21 protein-coding genes are annotated in these 24,172 nt (G+C 58.3%); 16 read left to right on the forward strand and 5 right to left on the reverse strand.

The features are described from left to right. The first annotated feature begins 38 nt into the window (after nt 1-38). Both HMPREF2920_RS04695 and HMPREF2920_RS04700 read left to right on the forward strand, forming a co-directional pair. Nucleotides 39-1,862, forward strand: coding sequence for an ATP-dependent nuclease (locus HMPREF2920_RS04695; RefSeq protein ID WP_053087317.1), 1,824 nt, complete (start codon nt 39-41; stop codon nt 1,860-1,862). Nucleotides 1,863-1,864: 2 nt separating this feature from the next. Further along, on the forward strand, nt 1,865-3,655 hold the full coding sequence (locus HMPREF2920_RS04700; RefSeq protein ID WP_049171622.1) for a UvrD-helicase domain-containing protein: 1,791 nt from the start codon (nt 1,865-1,867) through the stop codon (nt 3,653-3,655). Nucleotides 3,656-4,504: 849 nt separating this feature from the next. Here the strand turns inward: HMPREF2920_RS04700 and HMPREF2920_RS04710 are convergent. From HMPREF2920_RS04710 to HMPREF2920_RS04720, 3 genes are read right to left on the reverse strand one after another with little or no spacing between them, the layout of a single operon-like run. Next, the gene (locus HMPREF2920_RS04710) at nt 4,505-5,623 is read right to left on the reverse strand and encodes an alcohol dehydrogenase catalytic domain-containing protein (protein ID WP_080971490.1); all 1,119 of its coding nucleotides are present in this window, start codon (nt 5,621-5,623) and stop codon (nt 4,505-4,507) included. A gap of 41 nt (nt 5,624-5,664) precedes the next feature. Next, on the reverse strand, nt 5,665-6,333 hold the full coding sequence (locus tag HMPREF2920_RS04715) for an HAD hydrolase-like protein (protein ID WP_049171618.1): 669 nt from the start codon (nt 6,331-6,333) through the stop codon (nt 5,665-5,667). Nucleotides 6,334-6,378: 45 nt separating this feature from the next. Beyond that, entirely contained in the window at nt 6,379-6,564 is a 186-nt protein-coding gene (locus tag HMPREF2920_RS04720) for an ABC transporter permease family protein (RefSeq protein ID WP_049171615.1), read from the reverse strand. A 46-nt stretch (nt 6,565-6,610) separates the two neighbouring features. Between HMPREF2920_RS04720 and HMPREF2920_RS10915 the strand changes: the two genes are divergently transcribed. Together HMPREF2920_RS10915 and HMPREF2920_RS04730 are read left to right on the forward strand one after the other, a co-directional pair. After that, nucleotides 6,611-6,889, forward strand: a complete 279-nt coding sequence (locus HMPREF2920_RS10915; protein WP_224783809.1) for a UTRA domain-containing protein — start codon at nt 6,611-6,613, stop codon at nt 6,887-6,889. 1,134 nt (nt 6,890-8,023) lie between these two features. Continuing rightward, nucleotides 8,024-9,139 (forward strand): lipase family alpha/beta hydrolase, encoded by a 1,116-nt coding sequence (locus HMPREF2920_RS04730; RefSeq protein WP_049170434.1) that lies wholly within the window; start codon nt 8,024-8,026, stop codon nt 9,137-9,139. Between the two features lie 55 nt (nt 9,140-9,194). Here HMPREF2920_RS04730 and HMPREF2920_RS04735 read toward each other — a convergent pair whose 3' ends face one another. Beyond that, complete coding sequence (locus HMPREF2920_RS04735; RefSeq protein ID WP_049170437.1) at nt 9,195-9,989, reverse strand: LURP-one-related/scramblase family protein; 795 nt, start codon at nt 9,987-9,989, stop codon at nt 9,195-9,197. Nucleotides 9,990-10,029: 40 nt separating this feature from the next. Then, nucleotides 10,030-10,548 (reverse strand): type 1 glutamine amidotransferase domain-containing protein, encoded by a 519-nt coding sequence (locus HMPREF2920_RS04740; RefSeq protein ID WP_049170438.1) that lies wholly within the window; start codon nt 10,546-10,548, stop codon nt 10,030-10,032. A gap of 18 nt (nt 10,549-10,566) precedes the next feature. Here HMPREF2920_RS04740 and HMPREF2920_RS04745 point away from each other — a divergent pair, with 18 nt between their 5' ends. The 12 genes from HMPREF2920_RS04745 (at nt 10,567) to der (ending at nt 24,158) form a co-directional block, all read left to right on the forward strand. Next, nucleotides 10,567-10,851, forward strand: a complete 285-nt coding sequence (locus tag HMPREF2920_RS04745; RefSeq protein WP_224783820.1) for a DUF4177 domain-containing protein — start codon at nt 10,567-10,569, stop codon at nt 10,849-10,851. 134 nt (nt 10,852-10,985) lie between these two features. Beyond that, nucleotides 10,986-12,617, forward strand: coding sequence for a CTP synthase (locus HMPREF2920_RS04750; RefSeq protein WP_016422857.1), 1,632 nt, complete (start codon nt 10,986-10,988; stop codon nt 12,615-12,617). 48 nt (nt 12,618-12,665) lie between these two features. Further along, the gene (locus tag HMPREF2920_RS04755) at nt 12,666-13,319 is read left to right on the forward strand and encodes an NUDIX domain-containing protein (protein WP_070854057.1); all 654 of its coding nucleotides are present in this window, start codon (nt 12,666-12,668) and stop codon (nt 13,317-13,319) included. Then, nucleotides 13,316-14,254 carry a site-specific tyrosine recombinase XerD gene (locus HMPREF2920_RS04760; RefSeq protein WP_070854058.1) on the forward strand — a complete coding sequence of 313 codons (939 nt, stop codon included), beginning with the start codon at nt 13,316-13,318 and terminating at the stop codon, nt 14,252-14,254. Before HMPREF2920_RS04755 ends, HMPREF2920_RS04760 begins: the two co-directional genes overlap by 4 nt. Before the next feature lie 64 nt (nt 14,255-14,318). Continuing rightward, nucleotides 14,319-15,194, forward strand: a complete 876-nt coding sequence (locus HMPREF2920_RS04765; RefSeq protein ID WP_049189940.1) for a ParA family protein — start codon at nt 14,319-14,321, stop codon at nt 15,192-15,194. A gap of 3 nt (nt 15,195-15,197) precedes the next feature. After that, nucleotides 15,198-16,040 (forward strand): segregation and condensation protein A, encoded by an 843-nt coding sequence (locus HMPREF2920_RS04770; RefSeq protein ID WP_172954612.1) that lies wholly within the window; start codon nt 15,198-15,200, stop codon nt 16,038-16,040. A 122-nt stretch (nt 16,041-16,162) separates the two neighbouring features. Further along, nucleotides 16,163-16,777, forward strand: coding sequence for an SMC-Scp complex subunit ScpB (gene scpB / locus HMPREF2920_RS04775; protein WP_005511298.1), 615 nt, complete (start codon nt 16,163-16,165; stop codon nt 16,775-16,777). A gap of 397 nt (nt 16,778-17,174) precedes the next feature. Beyond that, on the forward strand, nt 17,175-18,335 hold the full coding sequence (locus HMPREF2920_RS04780; RefSeq protein ID WP_141750512.1) for a PDDEXK family nuclease: 1,161 nt from the start codon (nt 17,175-17,177) through the stop codon (nt 18,333-18,335). Between the two features lie 194 nt (nt 18,336-18,529). Next, nucleotides 18,530-19,888, forward strand: coding sequence for an adenosylmethionine--8-amino-7-oxononanoate transaminase (locus HMPREF2920_RS04785; protein ID WP_246816299.1), 1,359 nt, complete (start codon nt 18,530-18,532; stop codon nt 19,886-19,888). A gap of 26 nt (nt 19,889-19,914) precedes the next feature. Next, on the forward strand, nt 19,915-20,604 hold the full coding sequence (gene bioD, locus HMPREF2920_RS04790) for a dethiobiotin synthase (RefSeq protein ID WP_070549844.1): 690 nt from the start codon (nt 19,915-19,917) through the stop codon (nt 20,602-20,604). Nucleotides 20,605-20,945: 341 nt separating this feature from the next. Next, a complete protein-coding gene (locus HMPREF2920_RS04795) occupies nt 20,946-21,797 on the forward strand; it encodes a pseudouridine synthase (protein WP_049189972.1) in 852 nt (283 codons plus the stop codon). 51 nt (nt 21,798-21,848) lie between these two features. Beyond that, the gene (der, locus tag HMPREF2920_RS04800) at nt 21,849-24,158 is read left to right on the forward strand and encodes a bifunctional cytidylate kinase/GTPase Der (protein WP_070854085.1); all 2,310 of its coding nucleotides are present in this window, start codon (nt 21,849-21,851) and stop codon (nt 24,156-24,158) included. Nucleotides 24,159-24,172 lie beyond the last annotated feature (14 nt).

Here is a 24,172-nt window from a genome sequence, read left to right on the forward strand (position 1 = left end):
CAGCGAAGAAGTCCACTCGGGTGATAAGAGGAAATTCCATGACTGGTAGGGGACCGAAAACGGTTGAGTCGATTTGGTTATCTCGGTTGAGCGTACGTAATTTCAGATCATGTAAAGATACTGAGGTCAAGTTTCAGCCTGGAATCACGCTGATAGTCGGCGAAAATAATGCAGGAAAGTCAAACATAATTGACGCGATACGTCTTGGACTAGATCCGCTGGGTGGACGAGCCACTCGGTATTTTGAAGCTGACGATCTCTCTGATGGGGCATCGGGCCCAATAGAGGTTGGCCTAGAATTCGCAGGGGCGACAGATTTTCAGAAGGCATTGTTTATTAACGGCCTAAACATAGAGCGGGGAACGATCCATTATCAGACTAAATTCTGGCCGCCAACGCAAGATTTGCCTCGTGGTAAACGGCTCCGGACTGCTGGTGTACCAAGCGGCATTGACTCGGATTTAGATGGACGTTCAAAAATTAATTGCGTTTATGTGGAGCCACTTCGCGATGCTAAGTTCCAACTCGATTCAGGCAATGGTCGACGACTCGGCACGATTCTCAATGCCCTTCTTGACGAGGAAGGTAAAGCAGAGTTTGAAAATCGAGCGAAAGCGGCTTTCGACAGCATCGCATCGGAAGACCCGGTCACGAAAGTCAATTCTACGATTCAAACTCATCTTGCGGCCCTAACTAATCCTATCCGGGGCCAAAAAGTCGAGGTAGGCTTCGATTCGCCAAGACTAGAGAAGCTAGCGCGTAGTCTTCGGATGAAAATGGCCGAAGAAGGGGTTAGCCCACGAGACCTGAGTTCATCAGGCCTGGGCTATGCAAACTTACTCTTCCTCTCAACAGTGCTCCTTGAGCTTTCAGTAGTACGGGATTCAGAGTTGACAGTGCTCCTTATTGAAGAGCCGGAGGCGCACCTTCATCCCCAATTACAAAGTGTTCTTCTTAACTTCTTGCGTAAGGCTGCAGAAGGTGAATTTGATGAAGCAGCCGATGTCAAGATTGGCGGTAGATTGCAAGTAATCGCGACTACTCACTCACCGTCGATTGCCAGTGCCGTTGGAGTCAAAGATATAGTTGTAGCCAGATCGGACGAGGAATCGGGTACCTACGCGCTGGATCTATGCTCAATTGATTTTGGTAAAGGAAAAGAAGGAGAAAACAACGTTCGAAAGATAAATCAATATCTCGATGTAACACGGTCTGAACTGTTGTTCGCTCGGCGAGTACTACTTGTAGAGGGGATTTCTGAAGCTGTTCTGTTGCCCGCAATCGCTGAGCGAGTTCTTAGAAATGATGTAGAGAAGCTCCAAAGATTCAAGGCTTCTAGCATTATCATTGTCGGATCGGTTGATTTTAAACCGTATATCAAGCTACTTACGCATTCTACCTCGGCTACGAAGAGGCTTGTTGAGAAAGTAGCAATATTGACAGATCAAGATCCTGATCTAGGTTCTGCGGCCAGGGGCGAATCCTTGGAGTTAGAGTCTGCAGAAGATGCGAAGGAAAATGCTCGTCGGAAAATAATTGTTACTCCGTATACATTAGAAGTGTCACTTTTGGGGGACAATAGCGAAAATCTAGATCTTCTCGAAGAAGCATATTTACGGCAGCACCCTAAGTCGAGCGATAAGTGGCAGAAAGTAAAAGATAGCGCGGATCCGCAACAAACAATGTACGAAATGATGCGTCCAGGCTTATCTTCTCGCGAATCGCTGGATATTTTGAAGGGACAGTTTGCGCATGACCTGGCGATACTCTTGCGCGAGAATGACTTCAATGAAGAGAATAAGTTTCGTTTCGCGTGCCCCAAGCATCTAGATGATTTAATCAATTTTATGACGCGTGATTGACCATGGAAGATTTTAGACCAACGCCTGATCAGAAAGCGCTGATTGAACACTCAGGGGAATCCCTATTTGCCACTGCGGTTCCTGGTGCCGGGAAAACGAGAACTATGGCGCAGCGTTTCATCCGGCTCACAAATTCTTCTGAACCTGGCGAAGATTACCGCGGAGTCGCTGCTCTTTCGTTTACAAGGGTTGCATCGGAAGAGATTGATAAGAAGGTTAATATCGATGGGGGCAACGGAGTGTCACCTAACTTCATTGGTACTATTGATAGTTTTCTTCGTCGATTTCTTGTAATTCCAATGGTTAAAGCTAAATTAGGTCTCGTTCCAGATTTTCGTGATGAGTGGACTGAATTTGGCGAGTTGAGTTATTTTGAAATCCCGAAGGGTGTGTTTAGGAACTCTTATCTAAAACGAGCTTCACTTGCGGAAGTTGATTTGGTCAATCAAAAGGTCCCTTCCGTATTGTTGAAAAAGGGTGGCTTTTATCGAGAAGGACTATCGAGGGAATATTGCCGCAAGAAAGTACTAGAGAAGGCCGACGAGCGAAGGAAAGAGCTGAATCGGCGGGGATACTTCGATGCCTTTTCAGCAAGGCGGGTTTCCAATTATATCCTTAAGAAGAATTCTTACGGTCTCATCGATATAATTGCAGCTCGATTCCGTGAGATAATTTTGGATGAGGCTCAGGATTGCAATTCGACCGACTTGTTACTACTCAAGAGTCTGCACGACCGAGGTGTGAGGCTCACGCTGATTGGTGATCTCAATCAAGACATTTACAAATTCAGGGGCTCTGATGCCCAAAAAGTCCGTGAATTCTGTCTGCAACGTCAGTTTAAAGAGATAACGATGAAAGCCAATTTTCGTAGTACTCCCGAAATTTGTGATTTGGTAAGCTACCTCCGCTACGGTGACTCCGTCGTGGACGCTCCTGAAAGGCCAGGTGAAGGGAACCTTATCAAGGTATTTGGGTACGACGATTTATCCAAGGTGGCTGATTTATGCGATGAAATTGACGCTTTTGACAACGGCAGGGCAACATCGACAATCTTAGCCGCAACCCATGAACTAGTTGCCGAGGCGAGTAGAAGTAAAAGCAAGAAGCCCGTAACTGTAATCTCCAAGACAAAAAGAATCTTGGTGGGTATACTTCTGTTGCTAGATGCTTTTGGCTCTCCATCCCAAAGAATGAGGGGTATTAGGCTTATTGAAACTGGAATTATAGAAAATTGTGAATTCATCGACGGGACTGAGATTTCTGGTCGCGCCCTCTTCGAGGAGAAGGCTCTACTACATGGGGGAACAACAGCTTTGATAGCGCTCCACGTGGCCTTCGGGGTGAAGAAGTGCCTGCAAGATGGTGGCCGACGGAAAGCGGTCTTGAATCAACTTATTGGCATATTAAACGAATGGGGGATTCGCCCTAAGAAAGCTGCGCGGTTACTGCCAAGTGGCCAGAGCTGGGACGAAGTTCTATCAAGTGCTGACCGTACTTCACTTAACGTTGACGCTCAGACAATTCACGCTAGCAAAGGTGCTGAGTATGACCGTGTTGTCCTAGTCCTGAATAAAAGGAGTTCCCACAGTAGGTACGAATCTAAGGCAGAGAAGTTGCTCAATTTGCTTAGTGAAAACGAGGACGATGAGGCTCGACGCTTGTTCTATGTTGGCGCATCTCGAGCGCGTAACGAGTTAATTCTTGCAGTTGATAAACAACTACAGAGTGAACTTGAAAGACTCTTAATGATGAACTCGATAAGATTCGAGAGGATTAATTTATCACATCGATAGCGCGTCATTCTATTTTTTGAAGGGGCAAAGCTCCAACTATTTTAATAATGGTTCTCGATAGGGAATATTTAGGTAAAGTAAGGTTTGCGATTCTGTAAAACTTCCTCCGCCGAATGTGAGCGGTTATTATTTCGTGATTTATGAAGTTTTATCGATAATCAAATTATCTAGGAAAATGAGTGGGTCATAATATGGATGATTCCTCCTATTCGTTTTCGCTCGAAATAAGTTCGGGGAGGGTGATGCCGCCGTATTGCAGCATAAGCTCTAGTGGAATGGTACTTTTCAGTCGGTTTATTTCCCTTTCTAGCCAGTTACTTTCTGCGTATCGATGAACCTAATCATCGTGTTACAGGAACAATTTCTTTTTAGGATGCCAAATGGTCACATCAGGAAAGCAGGATCCGTCGCCGATGGAAATCAGAACTCTCGTTTTGCGGCCGTGGTGCTGGTCTTGGGGTGCTTGATTGAAGGTCTAGGTGGCAGGGAATCATCCATTATGTTGTTCGACTTGGCTGGCGATAGTACCGCTTTGGGGCTTCAGCGTTTGAGCATTGGCTGCCAGCTGGGGCAGGGATGAAGAAATCGGCTGCGTCGGGCTCGAAGAAAGTATCGGTTTGCACTGCTAGTAACGCGGGGATGTTGTCTACCGGTGATGCGGCTTCGTGAGGGGGCGTATAGTCACGGCATAGCCCGAGTACGGTGAATATGTGTTCTAAGGGGCTGTACATAGGATTCGGTATGCAAGATGCGGCATCCTAGTATCTTTGCACTGTGGACTTTGAGGGATTCTTGAGTCGCAGTGCGGCGTTAGACTCGATAATAAATCGTGTTGACGTTGAGCGCAGATTAATGATGAGTGTCGTTCTGATATCGCTGTGAGTCTAGTTGTCTAGTTAATCTTGACATAGCGTGGCTCTCAAAAAACGCCCCAATCGTGGACTCCACCTCCGCAGGCACATCCTCCAGCGCAATTGGCTCCGACACAACGGTGTCCCAATCAATCTGGGATTCAGCAAGGAACTCCACAGCCTGTTCCAGATGCCGCGGTTCATAGTTATGGACACCGGTGATGGTGCGCCAGCCACGAACGAGCCACTCCGGATCGAGGGCATAGCTCGGGGAAGTTGCCACACTGCCTGCGAGGACGGCGCGGCCACCGATGTCGAGGCTGCCGATGCAGGTAGTGACTCCAATCTCACTGCCGGAGAACTCGAGGCTGACATCGAAAGGTGCTGGTTCGGCATCGTCACCAGCAGCTGACGGGGCGGGCACAACCGCGCCCAACTCTCGTGCCCACATCAGCCGCGTCACATCGCGGTCAATGGCCACAACCTCAGCAGCGCCTCCGCGAACAGCTGCCTCAACTGCAATGAGTCCGAGCATGCCAATGCCCATGACCAGGACGCGCTTTCCGGACACCGAGCCAGCCTGCTCCATACAAGCCATCACTGTGGCACCGGCGCAGGTGGCGATGGAGGCGGCGACATCGGGAACCGAGTCGGGGACTACTACCACCGGCTGATGGTTGCGCAGCACAATGTGGGAAGCATAGGTTCCCGAAAGAGACCAGTCGCTATCGAAAGCCTCGTGACCAGTCTTTTTCAAGTTCCGGCATTTAGCAGTCATGCCGCGTTCACAGCGGTCGCACTCCATGCATGGCGCGGTGACAGAGAACACGACGCGCTGGCCAACCTGCAAATCTGGGTTACGGGTGGCGCGGACGACTCCGACTCCCTCATGGCCAAGGACGCTGGGGCAAGGCGCGCTGCGGCGACCGAGCACGGTGTGACGGTCAGAGCCGCAAATCGTCGCAGTGGTGATTTCAACTAAGGTTTCGCCTTCTTGCAAAGCAGGGATGGCAACCTCTTGCATGCGAAAGTCGCTACCGCCGTGCCAGACAAGCGCCTGGGCCTTTTCCACCGGTGCCGTCGAAGTGGAAGATGCTGAGGGAGTCGGAGTTGTCATTAGCGTTGTGTGCTTACGTGGTCAGATTTAGAGTGCAGATCCTATTTTCCAACAATGTCCAGCAGGTTCGCGGAGGAATCCAGAATGTGGTCAGCGCCGAGAGACTTGAACTGTTCGCGGGTCAGGTGGCCGGTAAGAACGCCAACGCTGGTGACGCCAGCAGCCTGCGCGGAGCGGACATCGGCCTCGGTGTCACCGGAGCTGATGACAACCGACTTGTCGGTGATGCCGAGCTTCTCCATAACGGCCAGGATCTGGTCGGGCTTGGGGCGACCGTGCTCGACTTCGTCACCGGCGACAACTGTGTCGATAATTCCGTTGTCCCAGCCCATGGAGGAGACAATGATATCGACGATTTCGCGCGCAAAGCCCGTCGTCAAGCCAACTTTGATGCCCTTTTCGTGCAGTGCCTTCAGCATGTCTTCGACGCCTGGCAGTGGGGTTGGAGGGTTGTCCTTGTAGGTGCGAGCAAGTTCGGCGCGGAAGAACTCCCAGGCGTGGTTGTGGACCTCTGGCGTCGGTTCGATGCCGCCTTCACGGAGCAGATTGCCGATCGCCCAGAACTTTTCGGTACCCATGTAACGTTGGAAAGTCTCGTCGGAGTAGCGGGCACCTTCGCGTACGGTGGCTTCGCGGAGGACGCGGTAGACCTCATCACGGTCGTCGATGGTGGTGCCAGCCATGTCGAAGATAGCGAGCTGGTAAGTCATGGAGTTTTCCTTTTCAGTAGAAGGGGGCGGGGACTAAGGAGGGGATTAGCGGGCGGCGGCACGCAGCCACATGGACAGCGCCTCGACGACGAGGACGACAGCGACCATGAGAATGAGGATGTAGGTGACGACGTCGAACTGGTTGACTCGAGAGGTATTGAGCAGCTGGAAGCCAATGCCAGCTGTGCCGACGACACCCAGCAGCGTGGCCGAACGGATGTTGGTGTCCAACAGGTAGAGGCAGTGGGCAATGAACGACGGGATCGTCTGGTGAACGGTGGCGGGTACCTCCGTACTCAGGTTCCGGCTTGTGGATGCGGAGCCAGCTATGGTCGAGAGGCTGAATTACCCTCTGGACGTCGGCAAGCACATTCTGACCTTTGATACTGATTCGGGTTCCATCTACCGGCACCTGCTGGATAGTGGTGTGGACATTGCGTATTCGACGCACACCATTGATGCGGTTCCGGCCAATGAAGAGGATGCTGCACTGCTGAAGATTCAGATGGGGGCGCCTTTGCTGCGAGTCCGGCGCCGTGCATTCACGCTGGCCTGAGTGCCGATTGAGGCCTCCGATGACCGCTACCTGGCGAGTAAGGCGAACTTCTCGGTGACGACGGCACGGGGCAATGCGTCACCAATCTCGCTGCAGGCTGGGGAGGGCGTGCGGTAGGGGATTGTGGGGATTTTTTTTGGGGGGGGGTGGCGATGAATTGAATTGGCGTAGCTGTCGCTGCGAATGTTTCTTGTTGAAGGCGGCAGCGGCTTCTTAATTCAACATCGCTCGGCACTCTTCCTCAGAATGGCCAGAGTTTAGGCAGTCAGCCCAGTCGATTTGGCCTTGAACCCAAGGGGATGGCTCGTTGTTCTGAGGTTCCGGGGCGGTGTTCGTGGAAGGGCCGTCATAGAAATTGTTGGCGCAATACTGTGTCCAGCCGGAGGTGCCGTCGGTAAACCAGGTGGTGCCCTGCTCGTAGAGTCCCTGCGAGGATTTCGCGCAATGCGAAATCGTTTTGTTTATAGCTGTCGGTTCGCCGTTGGGTGCGCCGGTGTAACCGGTGGGTCTCGAGCTTTCTGTCGTCCGGGTCGGGGGTGTTGACGGGTTAGGGGTCTTGGTGGTGGATTGCGTCGTCGATTCTGTGCTGCTTTCTGGGCTGGTGACAGTTTTTGTAACGGTAGTCGGTTCCGGTGCTTTTTCTGGTTCTCTGTTGGAGCAAGCCGAAAGGCACAGTACTGGAATAGTCAGTGAGAGGACGAAAACGTATCGTTTGTGCATATGAAATACCATACTGTACGGGCAGGTGAGAGGGTGTTCTCTAAGTTCTGCTATTGGTGACTCAGTTTCCTCGCTGACGATATCAAGCGTCCGCATCACTGGTTGTTTGAAATATTCGTGGAGCAGGCGCTTATCCTTAATGGCGATGTCAGTATCAGCGATGCTCCTGTGGTGCTGCGAGGGGGTCTCGCCTCGTTTCGCGCTGTGGTCGATATCACTTTAAAAGCTTGCAGGCCTGTAAATGAATAGCGTTATAGTTATATTTAGTTCACTTTCTATTCACCCTTTTGAGGGGCTTTCATTGATTTCCTTTCAGAGTACGATAACGATTCGTAGCCTGATTTTTGCTCTTGCCCATGCCGTAGTTCTTATTGGAAGCGTTTTACTATTCACTGTTCTAGGCAAGGAGTAATCATGGGCACTCATCGAGCATTTGCAAAGCTGGCACGGTCAGCCACAGCACTGTTGGCTGCGGCTGGTGTCGCTCTGGCGGCGGCTCCTATCGCGGCCGCTGCACCGGCTGCGGCAACAGGTAATAATCAGGTCCTGTCCTGGACCGAAATGGGCGAGTGGGGGCCAAAGGCAAATGATTTCCCCACCGTCATGGTCAATCAGGGGATGACGGAGAACATCAGCCCAGAGGGCACAAATGTGCAGTGTGTTCCCGCTCCTGGTGAGAATCCAGTGGTCATGATCCACGGAATGAACTCGAACTCGTACCAGACCTATGCCCGCATGGCACCGGAGCTAAAGGCAATGGGGAAGTGCCTGTACGCATTTAACGTTGGCAAGCTAGGCCCTGACGAGTTTTCGGTGCTGGGCTCTATTCCAACCATGCGTAACATGACCCCGTTGGATACCGCTTTGGCTGAGCTGACTGCGAAGATTGACACTCTCAAGGCGGAAACTGGTGCTACCGCCGTCGATATTGTTGGACACTCTGCCGGTGGCGCCTTGGCTGCCGCCTACGCCAAGCAGGAGCAGGGCCGGGGGATTGGCACCGTCGTTTCCCTGGCGGGCGTGCTGCATGGCACAACCCTGCTCGGCGCTTCCTACGGCTTGGAACAGCTCAACCAGTTCGACAATGCCGGTGACAAGGCTGCGGGTTTCATTGTCAGCCCGAGCCTGGTGGATCTGATGCAGCACGGCCAGTTCATGGCCAAGATCAATGAAGGCGGCTTGGAGCAGCCGGGCGTCAACTACGTTGCGATCTCGACTCAGGTTGATGAAGCCGTCACGCCAATGGCTGCAAGCCAGTGGAACGCACCGACTTCCAACAACATCCTCCTACAGGATGGTTGCTCTGCGGACCTGTCGGGCCATATTGGGCTGACTTTCTCGCCGCGAGCAATCGCGCTGGTAGCGAATGCGCTTGGACGTAATGTTGAGGTTCCGTGCGTGCCGGTAACCGCCGTTTTTGAAGGCGGCATCAACGACAACGCTAATGTTCGCCCAGAACACGTCAATGCCGTCTCTGACGGAATCACGGAAATCGACGGACGCATCGCTCAGGCTGCCGGGTCGCGGTAGCGATAGTCGCGAGCAGTAGCTCTTGATAAAAGGCGCGAGCCGACAGCGAAATCAGCTAGTCGGATTGCGCCTTTTTCGCCATCAAATCCAGGGCAATGGCGGCACCAATGATCGACGCGCGCAATTGTGGTGGCAAATCATCCTTGAGCTGCAGCACATAGCGTTCATTGCCGGATAGGAGATTCGCAAACCCCGACCACTTGCGTGACATCTGTGCGACTCTGACGTCGTTGATCATAAAAGTGGCGTCGTAATGCCAGACGTCGCCGTCGACCTCGCAATTGGCAAAACCGGGGATGGAAATCTCCAGCCGCCGCTTAAAGAACGCAAACTTCTGCTGAATAGTGGCCAGAAGGTGCGATGACTCTGCTCCACCTTGCTGCTTGCCTTCGGTATCAGTCGCATGCGGGTCGGGGTAGTAGACCTCGTAACGGTCAAGGGCAAGATCGGTCGGATCGGTAATAACGAATACCGGAGTGCCGTCTGGCTCGGAAACTGTCAGGCGACGAGAGCCCATAAACATGCGGCTCAGCGTGCCACCGGTAGTTTCGATCTTTCCGATGCAATTGCCCTCGGTATCCAGGATGTCGAAATCATCCGCCATGAAGTTTCGAATCTGCTGGATAACGATGCTGTTGTGCGAGAGCAATCCCTGATAGCGCCCTTGCTGTGGCGGAAGCTGCTGCGGTGCGGGAGGCTGCTCGGGCGCGGAAAGTTGCTCAGGCGCGGCAGGCTGTGTGGCCGCGGAAGGTTGCTCCGGTGCGGGAGGCTGCTGCCCGGAAGCATCTTCCTGATCGTGCTGTGGAATCTGATCCCACAGCGACTTTGGGTTATCCCAATATGAAGTCATGGCAACAGCCGTCCTTTGGTGGTGCTAAAAGCTGAGTGGCTTAGAAGTTCTCTACGAGTGCCTTGTTGAAAGCCTCAAGGTCGGCCGGGGTGCGGGAGGAAATCAGGTTGCCGTCAACGACAACTTCCTCATCGACCCAGTTGGCTCCAGCGTTAATCAGGTCAGTCTTGACGCTGATGTAGGAGGTAATAGTGCGGCCCTTCAGCACATCCGCATCGGTGAGAATCCAACCGCCGTGGCAAATCACGCCGATTGGCTTGTTGGCTGCGGCGAATCCCTTCACCAAAGCCACGGCATCCTTATCGATGCGAATCTGGTCGGCATTCACGGTGCCGCCCGGCAGAATCAGGGCATCGTAATCATCAGCAGAAACGCTGCTGGTCAGCTTATCGACGTCCACCTTCGTGCCGTTCTTGCCCTCAATGGAGCCTTCCTCCGTGGAGATAACGTGCACGGTCGCACCGGCATTCTTCACGGCCTCAGCCGGGCTCGTCAGCTCGGAGTCCTCAAATCCATCGGTGGCCAAAACTGCAATGGTCTTATTCGTTAAATCAGGCATAGCCCCGAGGGTAACGACGTGATCGCGTTTATGCATCCGCCCGAGTATTGTTTTGCGTGCAATATTGAAAAATACTTTAACGGAGGGCGGAAAATGCCTCATTATGAAGTTCTTCAGGTGGTTCTGAAGGAAAAGTTCATCGGTACCGGCTCAGCTAATCTGACAGAGCTTGAGAGGGTAATCAACGACAAGGCTTCGCAGGGGTTTCGGCTGCACACGATTACTACTGCCTCTTCGGGCAGTAAGGGGCTGATGGGCGGGGACCGCATCCAGGCGACCACTCTCTTCGAGAGTATCGCGTAGTTCGCATTTGTCGCTGCGTTCCTGCTGGCGGATGGGGCGCAACTCCGAAAAAGTTACCCAAATATGAAGAAATTATCCGCCATTATGAAAAGGCGCTTGCGCTTGCACCTGCGCAAGCGATATTCTGAAGTCCCGTGGTTACGAAATACATCATCGTTACGGGAGGCGTAGCCTCCTCCCTCGGCAAAGGCTTAACCGCGGCTTCGCTCGGCCGCCTGCTTACCTCGCGTGGTCTGAAAGTGACTATGCAGAAGCTCGATCCCTACCTCAACGTGGATCCGGGCACCATGAACCCCTTTCAGCACGGCGAGGTCTTCGTCACCGAAGACGGCGCCGAAACCGACCTGGACCTCGGTCACTACGAGCGCTTCCTCGACCGCAATCTCTCCGCCGGCGGCAACGTCACCACCGGCAAGGTCTATTCCTCGGTCATCGCTAAGGAGCGCCGCGGCGAATTCCTCGGCCAGACCGTCCAGGTCATCCCGCACATCACCGACGAGATCAAATCCCGCATCGTCGCCATGGGGAACGCGGACGCGAACGGCGAAAAGCCCGACGTGGTCATCACCGAAATCGGCGGCACCGTCGGCGATATCGAATCGCAGCCCTTCCTGGAAGCCGCGCGTCAAGTGCGTCACGACGTCGGCCGCGAAAACGTCTTCTACCTGCACGTGTCGCTGGTTCCGTACCTCGGCCCTTCCAAGGAACTGAAGACCAAGCCCACCCAGCACTCGGTGGCTGAGCTTCGCTCGATTGGTCTGGTTCCCGATGCCGTCGTTTTGCGATGCGACCGCGACATCCCCGACTCCCTCAAAAACAAGATTGCGCTGATGTGCGACATCGACCGCGAGGGCGTGGTGTCCTGCCCGGATGCGCCGAGTATCTACGACATCCCGAAGGTCCTCTACGACGAGCACCTGGACACCTTCATCATTCGCCGCCTGAACCTGCCGTTCCGCGACATGGATTGGGTCGTGTGGGGCGACCTGCTCGAGCGTGTCCACAACCCGAAGGGCGAGGTCACGGTGGCGCTCGTCGGTAAGTACATCGATCTGCCGGATGCCTACCTATCCGTCGCGGAAGCCGTGCGTGCCGCCGGTTTCGCCCACCGCGTGAAGGCGAACATCCGCTGGGTTGCCTCCGATGACTGCGAAACCCCCGAGGGGCTGAAGCAAAACATGGCCAGCGTGGACGCGATCGTCATCCCCGGCGGCTTCGGCGGTCGTGGCATCGAAGGCAAGATCGCGACCATCCGCTACGCCAAGGAAACCGGCACGCCACTGCTGGGAATCTGCCTGGGTATGCAGTGCGTTGTCATCGAGGCGGCGCGCACCGCAGGCGTTGAAGGTGCGTCCTCGACCGAGTTCGACGAGAACGCGGCCGAGCCGGTCATCGCCACGATGGAGGAACAGCTCCAGGCCGTCTCTGGAGAGGCTGACCTGGGCGGATCCATGCGCCTGGGCTCCTACCCGGCGAAGCTTGCCGAAGACTCCGTTGTCGCCGGCCTCTACGGCACCACCGATGTCACCGAGCGCCACCGCCACCGCTACGAGGTCAACAACGCCTACCGCGCGCAGCTCGAAGAGGCAGGCCTGGTCATCTCGGGTACCTCGCCGGACGGCAAACTCGTCGAATTCGTCGAATACCCCACGGACGTGCACCCATACCTCGTGGCCACCCAGGCGCACCCGGAGCTGAAGTCACGCCCCACCAACGCCCATCCGCTTTTCGACGGCCTCATCGCCGCAGCCCTCAAGCGCAACTAGCCCTGACTCCGCGAGGGCCAATCCGGCCTACCTATTAGAGTGAAGCTCATGGCGCACCAATTTGACGTTGTTGATTCCGAGATTGTTCTCGAGGCACCTATCATCGCGGTCCGCCGCGACCAGGTGCGAATGCCAGGCGGGAATGTGTCGGCCCGCGAGATTGTGGAGCATTTCGGCGCTGTTGCAGTCGTTGCCGCAGATGAGGATAACCGCCTCTACCTGCTGAATCAGTGGCGGCAGGCGGCAGGGAAGCGCCTGGTGGAGTTACCGGCCGGGCTTCTCGACGTCGCGGACGAAGACCCACTGGAGGCCGCCAAGCGGGAGCTGGTTGAGGAAGCCGGGCTGGAGGCCGAGTCCTGGTCCCTGCTTACCGATATGTTCAGCTCGCCCGGCTTCGCAGAGGAAGCGGTTCGGATTTATCTGGCCCGGGGTCTCCGTGCCGTCGATAAGCCGGAAGCTCACGATGAGGAAGCGGACATGACTGCGTCATGGGTTCCGGTCGAGGATGCGGTGGCGATGGCGCTGCGCGGAGAGATTCTCAACGGCATCGCGCTGTCTGGCATTCTGCTGGCGGCGGAGGTGTTGCTGAGGGGTGCCACGCCGCGCTCGGTCGCGGAGCCGTTCGACATTCGACCGACGACTCTGGCTCAGCGTCGGACGGAGCAGCTCGGCGCCGGCGCGGACCTGAAACGCATCCGATGAGTTCGATCGATCCGCTTGTCGACGCCTTCGTCACCTACCTCGCGGTGGAAAAGGGCCTGTCGGCGAATACGCTCGCCAGTTATAAGCGCGACTTGGAGAAGTACCGCACCTACCTGCGGGAGATTGGGCGTACGCGATTGGAGCAGGTTACCGAGCAGGATGTGTCAGAGTTTCTGGCGTATCTCGCGCGGGGAGACAAGTCGGCGGGCAGGCCGGCGCTGGCCCCGACCTCGGTGACGCGGTCGCTCTCCGCGGTGCGGAGTTTCCACAAGTTCGCGGTGGGTGAGGGCGCGTTGGATGTGGATGTCGCCAAGCGGGTGGCGCCGCCGAAGCAGCCCTCGCGGTATCCGAAGGCGCTCAGCATTGATGAGGTCACCCGGCTAATCGAGTCCATCCCCAACGACGACACCGCTGACGTGACGGATTTGCGCAACCGTGCACTGGTGGAGTTTCTGTACTCGACAGGTGCGCGCGTTTCCGAGGTCACCGGCCTGGATATCGACGACGTGGACCGCGAAACCAACCTCGTGCTGCTGCGTGGCAAGGGCGGCAAGGAGCGCATCGTGCCCGTGGGATCGCCAGCCATGGCGGCGCTGGATGCGTGGCTGACACGCGGGCGGCCAAGCTGGGTGCGGGCAAACTCTGGGCCGGCGCTGTTTATCAACTCGCTGGGGCGCAGGCTGTCTCGGCAGTCGGCGGGAAATACGCTGGCGGAGCTGGGTGAGCGCGCCGGGCTGTGCGTGAAAATTTCCCCGCACACCCTGCGCCACAGTTTCGGCACACACCTCATCGAGGGCGGTGCCGATGTGCGCGTGGTCCAAGAGCTGCTGGGGCACGCCTCGGTGACGACGACCCAGATTTACACCATGATTACCGCGGAGAATATGCGACGAGTCTGGGCGGGGGCTCACCCACGGGCTGAATACTCGCGGTAATATGTGGCGGTAATATATCGCGCAGTAGAATTGATGAGAAATCTTCAAGGAAGAGGGATTGACTGTGGCTGAAGAAGGGTTGTTTGAGGCCGATCGAGTTGAACTCGGTCTCACCGGTCGTCCGGCACGTGAGCTGCCGGAACCCGCACCCCTGAACAGTCATGGCCCCGCAGTCATCCTGGCAATGTGTAACCAGAAGGGCGGCGTGGGGAAGACCACCTCGACCATTAACCTGGGTGCGGCGCTGGCAGAGTTCGGTCGTAAAGTCCTGCTCGTTGACTTGGACCCGCAAGGCGCACTATCGGCCGGTCTCGGGGTCCCGCATGAGGAACTCGACCTGACGGTCTACAACCTCATCGTCGACGACACCACCGATGTCCGCGATGCCATTCATCACACCAAGGTCTCCGGCCTGGACCTCGTTCCGGCCAACATCGACCTGTCGGCTGCGGAGATTCAGCTTGTCAACGAAGTCGGCCGCGAGCAGGCCCTCGGACGCGCGCTGCGCCCAGTGATGAATGACTACGACTTCATCATCATTGACTGCCAGCCGTCGCTGGGCCTGTTGACTGTCAATGCGCTGACTATCTCCGAGGGCGTCATCATCCCAATGGTGGCAGAGTACTTCTCCCTGCGCGGTCTGGCACTGCTCACCGACACGGTGGCCAAAGTCCGCGACCGCCTGAACTTCAACCTGGAAGTCTCCGGCATCCTGGTCACTATGTTCGACCGCCGCACGCGCCACGCCAAGGAAGTCATGGAACGCCTCATCGAGGTCTTCGGTGACAAGGTCTTCGACACGGTCATCACCCGAACCGTCCGCTTCCCGGAAACCTCCGTCGCTGGCGAGCCCATCACCACCTGGGCACCGAACACCCCAGCTGCGGCACAGTACCGCAACCTGGCCCGCGAGGTCATCGAGCGCAAAGGCCGCAAATAATAGGTGACTTCCCCGGATAGTTACACTCCCGAACCGTCGTCAAGCGAGGGCGTGCAGGAAGAGATCACCGGCTTCCGCGTCGCGCTCGCGAACTTCAACGGGCCTTTCGACCTGCTGCTGCAGCTCATCAGCAGCAAAAAGATGGACGTCACCGAGGTCGCGCTGGCGGCGGTGACGGACGAGTTCATCTCGTACACGCGCAGCCTCGACGCAGTCAGCGATCTCGACGAAATCACCGAATTCCTCGTCGTGGCAGCGACGCTGCTCGACCTCAAGACCGCACGACTTCTGCCGCGTGGCGACGTCGACAGCGAAGAAGACCTCGAACTGCTAGAAGCACGCGACCTGCTGTTCGCCCGACTGCTGCAATACCAGGCGTATGGCAAGGTAGCCGACCAATTCGAGGAGTGGCAGAAGACCGCGCCGCGGCGCTATCCGCGAGCTGTGGGGCCGGACAAGCAGTTCGAGGAGCTGCTGCCGCCCGTGCGCCTGGGCATGACGCTCGGGGAGTTTGCCGAGTTTGCGGCCGTCGTGATGCGGCCGAAGCCGCCGGAGGAAGTTGGCGTCGGACACATCCACGGTGTGCCCGTGTCCGTGCCTGAGCAGGCGGGCAAGATTCTGGACTCGCTGCGGCTGGCAGGCGAGGGGACCTGGCTGACGTTTACGCAGCTGACCTCGGAGTGCCGCGTGTCCATGGAAGTTGTCGGACGGTTCCTGGCGCTGCTGGAGCTCTACCGAGCCAAGGCGATCGGTGTGGAGCAGGAGGAGGCGCTGGAGGAAATCCACGTGGCCTGGACCGGGCTGGACGTGGACCCGGCCGTCGTGGCGGCGGCGAACTGGGAGTAGGTGACTGGGGCTGGCTGTTGGGGCTTGGCTGTTGGGCGTGGGCTTGGTTGGGCTGGTGCTAACAGCTGATTAGCGCCCGGCCAATTAGCGCCCGGCGCGGGAGGTTGCGTAATCTGACGCGCATGAGCGAAACCAGTTCCGCACCATCCGAGCAGGCCGTGGAGCCCGCGTCTGCTTCTTCGGCTCAGTTGCCGCCCATTGACCCGTTGCGAGCAGGCGTTGAGTCGATTCTGCTGGTAGTCGATACGCCGGTGGCGGCGGAGGATATGGCGCGGGCGCTGGATGTTTCCGCAAGTGATGTCCGTGACGTGCTTCGCGAAATCGAGTACGAATACCGTGCACGTCGCAGCGGCATTGAGCTACGCGAAACGGATGAGGGCTGGCGGTTTTACACAGCTCCCGCCCACGCCAGCGCGGTCGAGCGATTCTTGCTGGATGGCTCGCAGTCGAAGCTCTCACGTGCAGCTATGGAGACGCTGGCAGTAGTGGCTTACCGACAGCCGGCCACGCGTGCGCAGGTCTCCGGTGTGCGTGGTGTCAATGTCGATGGGGTGATGCGCACGCTGGTCGCGCGCGGTCTGATTGCGGAATCCGGAGAGGACCCGGCAACCGGCGCGCATTTGTACGTTACGACGACGCTGTTCCTGGAGCTTTTGGGGATTGATTCGCTGGACCAGCTGCCTGATTTGGCTCCGCTGCTGCCTGAGGTCGACTTGATCGACGAGCCGTTGGACTAGGTGGGGTTCACTCTATTGAACGACCCACTTCACGGTTTTCGATTCGCCTGACGGTCATCGATCCACTTCACGACACGGGTGTCACCTCATGCCACCTCCACAGCTGCCACGAGGTGACGTGGGTGTCGTGAAGTCGCATTCCGGGCTGGGTATGCTGCTCGCTACAGCTCACTGCGAGCCTTTGCACCCACCACACCCACACCGCACACCACACCCACCACACGCATTGTGGATAACTCCCGAAAACTGCAAACTATCCACAGTCGATGCCAAATCGATGCCTCCTGAGTCTCCGTGTGAGCCCAAAAATGAGAACGTAGCACTCACCAACACTCGCAAACACTCACAAACACACAAACCCACAAACACTCACACCCCGCCACCCACCCACCAGCAGTTGCCTGGACCTCAGGAGCGCAATCCGATGCCGCAGTGGAACTACGACGCCGACGACATCATCCGTACCGGCCAGCAGCGCGAATGCGCCCGCCCCAGCACATTCGCAATCTCCCGAATCGGCCAGCACTCCGACCGAGATCTCCTCCGGCGGGCCAAAAGCGGCAGCCTCCTGTGGCTCGCACACGGCGCGTACGTGCCTGTCGACAGGTGGCTCACCCTAAACAGCACCGAACGCTACGTCCTGGAAATCAAAGCGCTCGTCCATCGCGACACCGCCACCGTAGTCACCCGCGATGCCGCCGCTGCTCTCCACGGTTTACCTCTGCTCACACACAACACTCCCATCGCGATAGCCAACTCCGGCCGCACGCGCGGGCAATCGCGAAGCACGCCGAATGGCCCGTACCAGCCGCACAAACGCCTCATCCGCGTCTCCGGCCGGATTCTCCCCGAGGACATCGTAGAAATCGATGGCCGCCTCGTCACCGATGTCCCAAAGTCCGTCATCGACGTCTGCCGTTCCCGCACCCCGCACAATGCACTAGTGCTTGCCGACGCCGCCCTCCAGCGCCACACCGACACCGAGGAACTGTCGGCTACGTTGGCTGCATATCCGCGTGCTCCGGGAAATGCACAGGCCAGGAGATTGTTGGGGCAAGCGACAGCGTCGTCGGAAAGCATTGGGGAATCGCTCACTAAAGAAGCAATTGTCCAGGCGGGGCTAGCTGCTGTCGACGATTCTCGGGCTCCGTTGCTTCAGCAGGTTTCCTTTCGGGATGATCGTGGCTTCATCGCACGCGTGGACTTCTACCTGCCCGAACTTGGGCTGGTCGTCGAGTTCGACGGCCGTATGAAATACACCGATGGCGGGGTCGCGGACACGCAGGTGGCAATCGCAAAGGAGCTGGAGCGCGAAAAGCGCCTGAAGAATCTTGGACTGAATGTCATCCGGATCGTCTGGTCACAGCTTTTCGACGGCACCGCCGTAGCCACCTTGCGGCAAGCGGCCGCAGAAATCCGACGTCACCTGGCAAATGGTGGCAGTTGCTATCGCGGAAACTACGCCTTCGCGCGGCAGCCCATCACAATCACAGGTAAGGCGGCCGAGTTGGCCATGCGTCGCCGACGAGTGTGGAGCCAGGCGGGGCGGCTGTACTAGCTGGCTGGCTCATCGGGCCACCCCAACCTCACTTCACGACACAGGTGTCACCTCATGCCACCTCCACAGCTGCCACGAGGTGACATGGGTGTCGTAAAGTCGCTGAGACTGTCTGTAATCCTTGCGAGAAGCTCCACCACCAACCCCGAACGGCGTTCAAGTCTGGCGCTGTACAGGTATTATGCTTGAGTATCATGACAGCCTCGGAAACCGCCCAGCCGCACACCCCGCCGCCCGCCCAACCACCCGCCCAACCACACACCCGGCCAGCCATCGCCGACCTCGCCCAATTCGACGCCGACCACATCTGGCACCCATACGGCCCCATCCCGTCGCCGGTTGCGCCCAAGCTGGTCGAGTCCGCCGAGGGTGTGAACCTCCACCTCGCCGACGGCCGCACCCTCATCGACGGCATGAGCAGCTGGTGGGCCGCCTGTCACGGCCACTCGCACCCGAAGCTGGTCGCAGCCGCGAAGAAGCAGGTCACCACGATGTCGCATGTCATGTTCGGCGGACTCACACACCGTCCGGCCATTGAGCTGGCGGAAAAGCTCCTAAAGCTCGCGGGCCCCGGCTTCGATGCCATCTTCTACTCGGACTCTGGCTCGGTTTCCGTCGAGGTTGCTATCAAAATGGCGCTGCAGTACCAGCAGGCCAAAGGCCATCCCGAGCGCACCCGCCTGGCCACTTGGCGCGGCGGCTATCACGGCGACACTCGCGCGCCCATGACCGTCTGCGACCCCGAGGGCGGCATGCATTCGCTGTGGACGGGGCAGTGGACTCCGCAGGTCTTCGCCGACAAACCACCCGCCCGCGGCGCAACCGAGGAGGAGCGCGCACGCTATCTCGCGCACTTCGATTCGCTTATCGACGACTCCGTCGCCGGCATCATTATTGAACCGGTGGTCCAAGGCGCTGGTGGCATGCGGTTCCATGACCACGAGCTGCTTGTGGGGCTCCGGAAGCTGTGTGACAAGCACGGGATTCTGCTCATCGCGGATGAGATCGCCACCGGCTTCGGCCGGGCCGGTGACCTGTTCACGACGCAGGCGGCCGGGATTGTGCCGGATATTATGTGTGTCGGCAAGGCGCTGACCGGCGGCTTTATGAGCTTCGCAGCCACCCTCACCACCGCCGACGTGGCTCGCACCATTTCCAGTGGCGCAGGCGGAGGCATCATGCACGGCCCGACCTTCATGGGCAACCCGTTGGCCTGTGCCGTGGCCTGCGCGCAGCTCGACCTGATTGCAGAAGGGCAGTGGCGTGAGGATGTCCCGCGCATCGAATCCCGACTTCGCAACCAGCTCCAGCCCTTAGCCAGCAGCGATGCCGTGGCCGATGTGCGGGTTCTTGGCGCAATCGGGGTCGTGGAGATGCAGCGCCCGGTGGACATGGGCTTGGCCACGGCAGCGGCTGTCGATGCCGGGGTGTGGCTGCGGCCATTCGGCAAATTGGTGTACACCATGCCGCCGTACATCAGCACCAATGACGAGGTCGACCGTATCTGCGAGGCCATCGCCGCCATCGTCGCCGCCGAGGAAGAACGCAAGTAGCGCAACCAAAAGGAGCACCAACCACCATGAGCATCGTCCTTGTCACAGGCACCGGTACCGATATTGGAAAGACCATCGGCACGGCAGCACTGGCGGCGGCACTTCGCGAGGAGGGTAAGGAGGTGCACGTCGTCAAGCCAATTCAGACCGGTTTTCCGGGCCCAAATGGCGGTGATTTGGACACTGTCGCGGAGCTGACGGGGATCGACAACCTGCATGGCTTCGAGCGTTACCCCGAGCCGATGGCGCCGGTGGCGGCGGCTCAGCGCGCGGGCATGCGCCTGCCGAACGCCACGGAGATCGCGGAGAAGATTAAGCTTATCGACGGTCCGAACCGCGTTGTCCTCGTGGAGGGCGCGGGCGGACTGCTGGTGCGACTCGGCGAGGACTGGGCGCTGCCGGAGCTGGCGGGGTTGTTGCCGGGTAGTCAGATGGTGGTCGTGACGCGGTTGGACCTGGGTTGCCTGAACGAGGCGGAGCTCACCGTCGAGGTGGCGCGGGGCCGCGGAGTCAATGTCACGGCGCTGGTCGGCGGTTCGTTGCCAGCGGAGGTCGACCCGATCATTGAGACGAACCTGGACGAACTGCCGCGCATCACCGGGGTGCCGCTGCTGGGGTCGGTGCAGGCGGGAGCGGGCGCGCTGGACCGGCAGGAGTTTGTGGCGAAAGCTACGCAGTGGCTGCCGGGCGTGCGAGAGTGGGCCGCAGCGCTGTAAAAGACGTTGTAGGTGGAGGCCGCGCGGGACGTCGTTAAGCTGGCGTTTTGCGAAAAACGTGCTAAGGTGGCTACACGACAAGGCGCGAGGCTTTCTCTGTAATTCTCTTTATTAACCTGCTTCCACCGGCCATTTTGGGCCCACGGGGGAGAGAACAGCGTCGCCTGGCGCTGACGTTCTAACAAACAGAACATTCTCCAACGCTTGAAAAGGATGTAGGTCAAGTGGCTAAACCCGCTCGCCGAGAAGGCACACCGGCACACAAGAACCGTAAGAATCAATCCAACCGCGGCTCCACTAACGCCCAGCGCAACCGCAGCCGTCGCGACAGCGGCGCGAAGATGGAGACCTCCAACGTCCACGCGAAGGACATCTACGTATCCAACGCTCGCCCGGCGCGCCACCAGCACGTGGACTCCGACCGCCGCGGCTCGGGCAAGCGCGTGCACAGCGAAGCAGGTGAAGGCGTACGTCTGCAGAAGGTCCTGGCACAGGCAGGCGTGGCGTCGCGTCGTATGGCGGAAAAGCTTATCGACGAAGGCCGCGTCGAGGTCGACGGCAAGATTGTGACGCGGCAGGGCGTGCGGGTGGACCCGAACACGTCTGTGATTCGCGTTGATGGTTCCCGCGTCATCGTCAATGAGGACATGCAGTACTTCGTCCTGAACAAGCCGCGTGGCGTGCAGTCGACCATGCACGATGACATGGGCCGCCCGTGTGTGGGCGACATCATCGGTGAGAAGATCAGCGCTGGTCAGCGACTCTTCCACGTGGGGCGCCTGGATGCGCCCACCGAGGGTCTGCTGCTGCTCACCAACGATGGTGAGCTGGCCAACCGCCTGATGCACCCGAGTTACGAGGTCACCAAGACCTACATGGCCACCGTTGTCGGTGAGGTCGATGCCAAGGTCATGCGTGAGCTGGAAAAGGGCATTGAGCTCGATGATGGCATCGCTAAGGCGGACATGGCGCAGATTATTGACATCTGGCAGGGCCGCTCTATCGTCCGCATCGAGCTGCATGAGGGCCGCAAGCACATCGTGCGCCGAATGCTCAAGACTGCGGGCTTCCCGGTCGAGCGCCTGGTGCGCACTAAGATTCACACTGTCCAGCTGGGCGAGCAGACCCCGGGCGCTCTCCGCGCACTCAACCGCGCTGAGCTGACCTCCCTCTACAACGCGGTGGGGCTGTAAATGGCACTAGTGAAGAAGAACGAAGAAAACCAAGGAGCTGAAGGAGCCCACATGAGCGAGCAGAACACTGACGACATGCTGTTGGTTGCCATCGACGGCCCTTCCGGCACTGGCAAGTCGACTGTCTCCCGGATGGTCGCAACCGAGCTGGGTGCAAAGTACCTGGACACCGGCGCTATGTACCGCGTTGCCACCCTGTGGGTGCTGCGCCAGGGCATCGACCCGACCGACGAGGAAGCCGTGGCCAAGGCGACGGCCGCCCTGCCGCTGGAAGTCTCCGATGACCCGAACTCCACCGCCGTCCTCCTCGACGGCGAGGATGTTTCCGGCGAGATTCGCGGCCCGGAGGTCACCCGCAACGTGTCGGCGGTCTCCGCGATTCCGGCTGTGCGCACCAACCTGGTCGCACTCCAGCGTTCGCTGGCCGCATCGGCGGTGCGTTGTGTGGTGGAAGGCCGCGACATCGGCACGGTCGTTCTCCCGGACGTTCCGGCGAAAATCTTCATGACCGCATCCGCAGAGGTCCGCGCTCGCCGCCGCTACGACCAGGACATCGCTGCTGGTCGTGAGGCTGACTTCGACACCGTGCTTGCCGACGTCATCCGCCGCGACGAACTCGACAGCAACCGTGCGACCTCTCCGCTGAAGCCAGCCGAGGACGCGTTCATTCTGGACACCTCCGAGATGGACATTGAAGAGGTCGTGGAAAACGTCCTCGATGTCGTTGAGGCCGGCTACCCGGGGTCCACCATGGACTGGGACGATGTCGACAACGAGGAGTTCGAGGGCTCCTTCGAGGACTCCGACGACTCCGAGGACGACACCGCCGGACACCTGGTCGCAAACGTGGAGAGCGAAAACGCGCCGGGCACCGCAGGCAGCCACACCAGCGCAGACGAGTTCATCGACCGCACGATTGCCGACCACGAGACGATCATCTCCGAAGCCATCGAGCGCGCCGAAACCGGCCAGATTGACGACGATGCCGACTGGGAAGAACTGGAAAACGCCTTCGCAGCGCTTGGCGTGAGCGACGAGGAGGAAGAAGCTCTTCCGACCGTGGCCATTGTGGGACGACCGAATGTTGGTAAGTCCACCATGGTTAACAGATTCATTGGCCGTCGTGAAGCAGTTGTCGAAGACTTCCCGGGCGTGACCCGCGACCGTATCTCCTACCTGGGTGAATGGGGCGGTCGTCGTTTCTGGGTGCAGGACACCGGCGGCTGGGATCCGGATGCCAAGGGTATGCATGCGGCGATTGCTCGTCAGGCGGAGACCGCCATGGAGACCGCCGATGTGATTGTTATGGTCGTCGACACCACGGTCGGCATCACCGCCACGGAAGAGGTCATGGCCCGCCGCCTGCAGCGCGCGGAGCAGCCGGTTATTCTCGCCGCCAACAAGTTTGAGTCGGATTCGCAGCTCGGCGACGTCGCGGAGTTCTGGGCCCTCGGGCTCGGCGAGCCGCACCCAACCTCGGCCCTCCACGGTCGTGGCAATGCCGACGTAATGGACGAAGTGGTGTCCTCCTTCCCGGAGGTGCCGCGTGCGAAGTCGCTGCCGACCGGGCCGCGCCGCGTGGCGCTGGTGGGCAAGCCGAATGTGGGCAAGTCTTCGCTGCTGAACAAGCTCTCCGGTGAAGATCGCGCAGTGGTCAGCGACGTGGCCGGTACCACGGTTGACCCGGTGGACTCGCTGGTGCAGATGGACGAGGCGCTGTGGCGCTTCGTCGATACCGCTGGTATTCGCAAGAAGACCAAGACCGCCAAGGGCCACGAGTTCTACGCCTCGCTGCGTACTCGTTCGACGATTGACAACGCCGAGGTCGTGATTTTCCTGGTCGATGCCTCCGAGCAGATTACCGAGCAGGACCAGCGCGTGCTGCGCATGATTCTCGACTCTGGTCGCGCACTTGTGGTCGCCTACAACAAGTGGGACCTCATGGATGAGGACCGCCGCGATCTGCTCGAGCGCGAAATTGAAGAGCAGCTAGCACACGTGCCGTGGGCTCGTCGGGTGAACATCTCCGCCAAGACTGGTCGCGCTGTGCAGAAGCTGGAACCGGCAATGTTGGAGGCCGTGGAGTCGTGGGATAAGCGCATCTCTACTGGTCGCCTGAACACTTGGTTGCGTGCGATCATGCAGCAGAACCCGCCACCGCTGCGTGGTGGCCGCCAGCCGCGCGTGCTGTTTGCCACCCAGGCATCCTCGCGCCCGCCGGTAATTGTGCTGTTCACAACTGGGTTCCTGGAGCATGGCTACCGTCGCTTCCTGGAGCGCAAGCTGCGTGAAGAGTTCGGTTTCGAGGGGTCGCCGGTGCGCATCGCGGTGCGTGTCCGCGAGAAGAAGAAGCGCCGCTAGGAAGCTCCGCCAGT

The sequence above is a fragment of the Corynebacterium sp. HMSC075F02 genome (assembly GCF_001838335.1).
Classification (GTDB): Bacteria; Actinomycetota; Actinomycetes; order Mycobacteriales; family Mycobacteriaceae; genus Corynebacterium; species Corynebacterium jeikeium_D.